Annotated in this window: 5 protein-coding genes; 1 reads left to right on the top strand and 4 read right to left on the bottom strand. The window is 45.5% G+C overall.

All coding sequences use genetic code 11. The features are described 5' to 3' along the window. The first annotated feature begins 107 nt into the window (after positions 1–107). On the top strand, positions 108–1,739 hold the full coding sequence (locus JHC35_RS00350; RefSeq protein WP_295041333.1) for a YcaO-like family protein: 1,632 nt from the start codon (positions 108–110) through the stop codon (positions 1,737–1,739). 54 nt (positions 1,740–1,793) lie between these two features. Here JHC35_RS00350 and JHC35_RS00355 read toward each other — a convergent pair whose 3' ends face one another. The 4 genes from JHC35_RS00355 to JHC35_RS00370 form a co-directional block, all read right to left on the bottom strand. After that, positions 1,794–2,354: a hypothetical protein gene (locus JHC35_RS00355; RefSeq protein WP_295041335.1), complete on the bottom strand. Its 561-nt coding sequence runs from the start codon at positions 2,352–2,354 to the stop codon at positions 1,794–1,796. 9 nt (positions 2,355–2,363) lie between these two features. Next, a complete protein-coding gene (locus tag JHC35_RS00360; protein ID WP_295041337.1) occupies positions 2,364–3,428 on the bottom strand; it encodes a hypothetical protein in 1,065 nt (354 codons plus the stop codon). 109 nt (positions 3,429–3,537) lie between these two features. Beyond that, complete coding sequence (locus JHC35_RS00365; RefSeq protein ID WP_295041339.1) at positions 3,538–4,284, bottom strand: polysaccharide deacetylase family protein; 747 nt, start codon at positions 4,282–4,284, stop codon at positions 3,538–3,540. 164 nt (positions 4,285–4,448) lie between these two features. Next, positions 4,449–4,580, bottom strand: coding sequence for a hypothetical protein (locus JHC35_RS00370; protein ID WP_295041341.1), 132 nt, complete (start codon positions 4,578–4,580; stop codon positions 4,449–4,451). Positions 4,581–4,633: the final 53 nt, after the last annotated feature.

The raw sequence follows: 4,633 nt of genomic DNA on the forward strand, positions 1-4,633 counted from the left end.
TGGCAGCTCCAATGCGATTTTGTTCCTGATATCTTAACGCAATTACAATAACAATTCGTAAACTCTTTTGGCTATACTTCCTGATAATTTATTTAAAGTGAACCGATATGAACTTAGTCTCTAAGAATGCCCCCGTCGAAGTCTCCATCAAACGGATGCAAAGTATTTTGAGCGATATGGGATGCCATGTCACCTATTCGAGTGAAAAACATCCCCTAAACCACTGCTATTCGGTCAATCTTGCTTCGCTAGAGGCTCCTAAACATATCTATTCCAACGGCAAAGGGATTTACTCCGAGGCTTCTACGGCGAGTGCACTGGGCGAATACATAGAACGGCTTCAAACGAATAACTTTTTTATCGATTTTCATCTCCCCCAGCGCAAATATTATCCCGATGAGGTTGAATTTGACTTGGATGGGGGATATTTGACTCCCGAATTAATGAGACTGTATGATCCCAATGGTGAGCTGAGTATGGATGAACTCCTCGATTTTAACAGCGATACCGAGGATAAAATTGTCTCTCTGCCGTTTAAAAAGTTGGGAACGGATGAGGTGGTCTATTTTCCGATCAATATCCTCAGCAACCTTTACGTCAGTAACGGTCTTGCAACGGGAAATACGGCGCAAGAAGCGCAGGTGCAGTCGATGAGCGAGATACTGGAGCGGTACGCGAAGATTGAGATCATCAAAGAGGGCTATGCGCTGCCCCATTATCCTGAGGAGTTGTTGCAGCAGTTTGAACGCCTTTACGGCGATCTGACTAAGCTTCGGGAGTTGGGATATGTCGTGAACGTATTGGATGCATCGCTGGGGGGCAAATATCCCGTCACGGCGATCTCGTTTATCAATCCTTCCAATGCGACGCTATTCGTCTCTTTCGGTGCCCATCCGATCCTCGAAGTCTCATTAGAGCGGACAATGACGGAGCTGATGCAAGGGCGCGGGTTAGAGAATCTGGATAGCTTTGAAGTGCCGACGTTCGATATGTCGCTGGTCTCCGAGAGCTTCAATCTCGAATCGCACTTCATCGATTCCAACGGCAAGATGGGGATTCAATTTTTGAGTGCTAAAAAGAGTTTTGAGTTCTCATCGTGGACGTATAACGGAAAGTGTACCGAGGATGAATATGTCTATCTGACGTCGATTTTTGAATCGATGGGGCGTGAACTTTATATTCGCGATTATGACTATCTGGGGTTCTATTCGTGTCAGATCATCGTTCCCGGAGTTTCCGAAGTCTATCCGATCGAAGATTTGATTTACAACAACCGTAATCGGGGGAAATTTTATCGGGAGATCATTTTGAACTATTCCGAGTATGATCCTGAAACGGTGCTCGATGAGATCGAAATGCTCGAAGATCATCTGAATGTCGAAAAGTTTATCGGGGTGATTTTCGAGGAGAATTTCACCATCGGGGAACTCAAAGCACAGCTTCATCTCTCCATGGAAAACTATGACGAAGCGGTAAGTTATCTCGAATTCAGCAATAAGCCGCTGGGAAATTTGATTGTCGAATTGATACGCCTCGAAGAGCTGGGATTAGAACTCTGTGACTATCAACAAGCCCTTTATGATCTCTATACCCCTCAACGAGTTGATAAGGCACTAGATATTATCAACAAGCAGGCATTTTTGGTGAGTACCACTCTGCATGATGATTATAACCGTATGCTCGAATTGTATGATCGGCTGGAAGTAAAAAAGGCTATTCTCTCTCATCCTCGGGCTTGACCCGGGGATCCATCCCAAAAAAGCTGGATTCCCGATCAAGTCGGGAATGACGAGTTAGTTCTCGCCGTTAAAGAGGTTTAGGATTTTCGAGTATTCGGCGTAGGCTTGCTTATAAAGGTGTTGAGTGTGGTTGTTGCTCTCATAGAGCTCACGGGCACTCATTCCGCTCTCAAGTGCGTTTTTCAGCAGTTTTGTCCGTCGTAGGTAGGTAAAGGCGAGGTTCGGAAAATGCTCATGAATCTTCTCTCGGATCATTACTGCATCGGATGGTGTATCGATCATATTGGCAAAAACGAGGATCGTCTTCTCTCGAAAGTTTTTAATAAAAATCAAACTTTTCATAATGGAGTTGAGATCGTTCGTCGTCGGTAGAATAATAATATCCGACTCTCTCAAAATCTCGTTTGCATGAGGATTTTCAAATCCTCCGAAGTCATAGACGGTATCGGGATAGAGGGGGATTTTGTTCGGATAATAGCGGGCATTTTTGTATTTGTTTAAAACGACCGACATATCGTTGGTCGCATAGCGATAGCGAAGGTCTTTGGCGAGTGAAAATGCGAGGGAGGTTTTACCCACTCCCCCTTTAGTCGATGCAACAGAGATGATTGCCATGGTCTTTTCTTATTCGCTATCTTTTGGTGATTTAAACGATTTCACATCGATGCGGCGTGGAGCACGTTTCGGTGCCGCAGGTGCTTCGGAGGGTTTTCGATCTTGGTAGGTTTTTTTGTCCCCGAACGGTTTTTTGTCTCCGTAAGGTTTTTTATCCCCAAAGGCTTTCTTTTCGCCGAAAGCTGGCTTATCGCCGTAAGGCTTTTTCTCACCAAATGGTTTTTTGCCGTCTTTATCGTACGGTTTTTTCTCTCCGTAAGGTTTCTTTTCTCTGTCGGAGGGTTTTCTCTTATCCGAACTTTTCGCTTTGTCTCCGAAAAATTTCGGTTTACTGTCAAACTTTGAGCGCGAACGCTTTTCTTCATCGGTACGCGGTGTTCCGTCGATGTAGTGGTTACGTTCGCGGGTTTTTCCCTCGAAGATCGGCTTGCCGTTTTCGTCCTTACCGAGATAGCGCGGTTTTGTGTTTTGTTGCTTTTTGGCGCCAAAGCCATCGTCTTCGTTGCGTGGAGGACGTCGATCGCTGCGCTGTGCATCATCGCGTTTACGCTCAGGTCGGCTTTCTCGTTTTTGGCGTGACTCTTTCTTTTTGGCATCTTGGACTGCGAAGTACTCTTTGCGTGCCTCTTTTTCTGCTTTTACTTGCGCTTTTTGGATATTTTCAACGGCAATTCCAAAGTTCGGCTCGAACCCTTTGATCACCTCTTGGACGATCGTTCGTCCGTTGAGAAGCTCGATAGGATAGAGTCGTTTTTGATCTTCCGTATCGAGGAGGATAAGGGCGTATTCGCCGGCACGTGCGAAGCGAGACATGTAGAGGATCGCTTTTTCGGGGAGATCGTAGCTAATGAGTATGTCACAGCGTAAATCAGGTTTTGCGGCTAATTCCGCATCGCTGAGGAGAGTGATATTTTTAGTGTTCGCAAGATCAGTGAGGCCCTCGACCTCATTAGAGGTAACGATGAGGATATTTTTACCGTTGTGCTGTTGAATCAAAAATTGGATGAGGGCATTTTTTTGCTCAGTATTACACGGATGGATACGATGGTTTTGGCGTTTGATGGTTGATGACATAAAAAGTCCTTGGATAAATAAGCCTCATTCAAGAGGGGAGATAAGCGGTCGATGGAGAAACTCAAGCGTAGACCGAAAACGCAAATGATAATGTAATTATAGCGTGATTTTATCGATACGCTTTTATCCCTAACAATTCATCCAACCGAAGGAAGGTATATCCTCTCTCGGTGAGCTTTTCGATGATGCTTGAGAGTGCTCTGACGCTGGTTGGATTGCGGTGCATCAGGATAATATCTCCATTGCGTATGTTTGACACAACATTTTCGACGACGGCATCGGAATCTTTGAGTGTCCAATCGAGTGAATCGAGCGACCACAGTACCGTAGTGAGTCCATGTGTATTGACCGTCTCGATGACGAGCGGATTGATCGAACCGTACGGCGGGCGATAGAGGATCGGATAGTGTCCCGTGATGGTTTCGATACGTGTGGCAGCCTGATCCAATTGTGCCGTAATGTTGCTCTCATCGAGATTGGTGAGACGCGGGTGGGTAAAGGTGTGGTTGAGGACGAGATGCCCCTCATCGCTGGCGCGCTTCACTACTGTTGCATTGGTGTCGTTCATCGTACTGCCGATCATGAAAAAAGCGGCTTTGATGTGGTGTGTTTTGAGGATGTTGAGAAGATGCGCCGTATTGTTTTTATCGGGTGCATCGTCAAAAGTGAGGGCAATGTTTTTTTTCGTCGTATCGCCGTTGACAATGACGTTTTTATATTCCCCTGATTTGATGGGAGTGATCGTTTTGGTTCTCCAGGTGTCCAAAAATTGGCTCATATTGGAATCGAGCAGAGGTGACGCGCCGCGAATATCGTAGATAGCAGGCAAATCGGCAAAGAGTATGAGTTGAAACATTAGGGTAAATAGGAAAAAAAGTCTCTGCATGGGGTCGCTTCGGATTAAAATAAAGGGAAATTATACCCACCAATCGAGGGTTTTTTTGTAAAATCGAACCGCCAAGGTCATCATCACCGCTCCGTAATGATTCGGTAATGCTTTGAGGTACAAAAAACGGATTTTTATATTCTCAGGGTGGAGGAGACGTTGACAAACTCCCCCTCAGCGTAGCCGTTGTAGATCTGAGGATCGCTGGATTGGCATCTGCCAAAAAAGAGGAGTACGAAAAGCAATAAAAGTGCTGTCGTTTTCATGGAAACTATTGGAGCGCTTTAGTGGATAACTTCACCCAGAAATCCTGCCAGAT

Source organism: Sulfuricurvum sp. (genome assembly GCF_022759005.1).
Lineage (GTDB): Bacteria > Campylobacterota > Campylobacteria > Campylobacterales > Sulfurimonadaceae > Sulfuricurvum.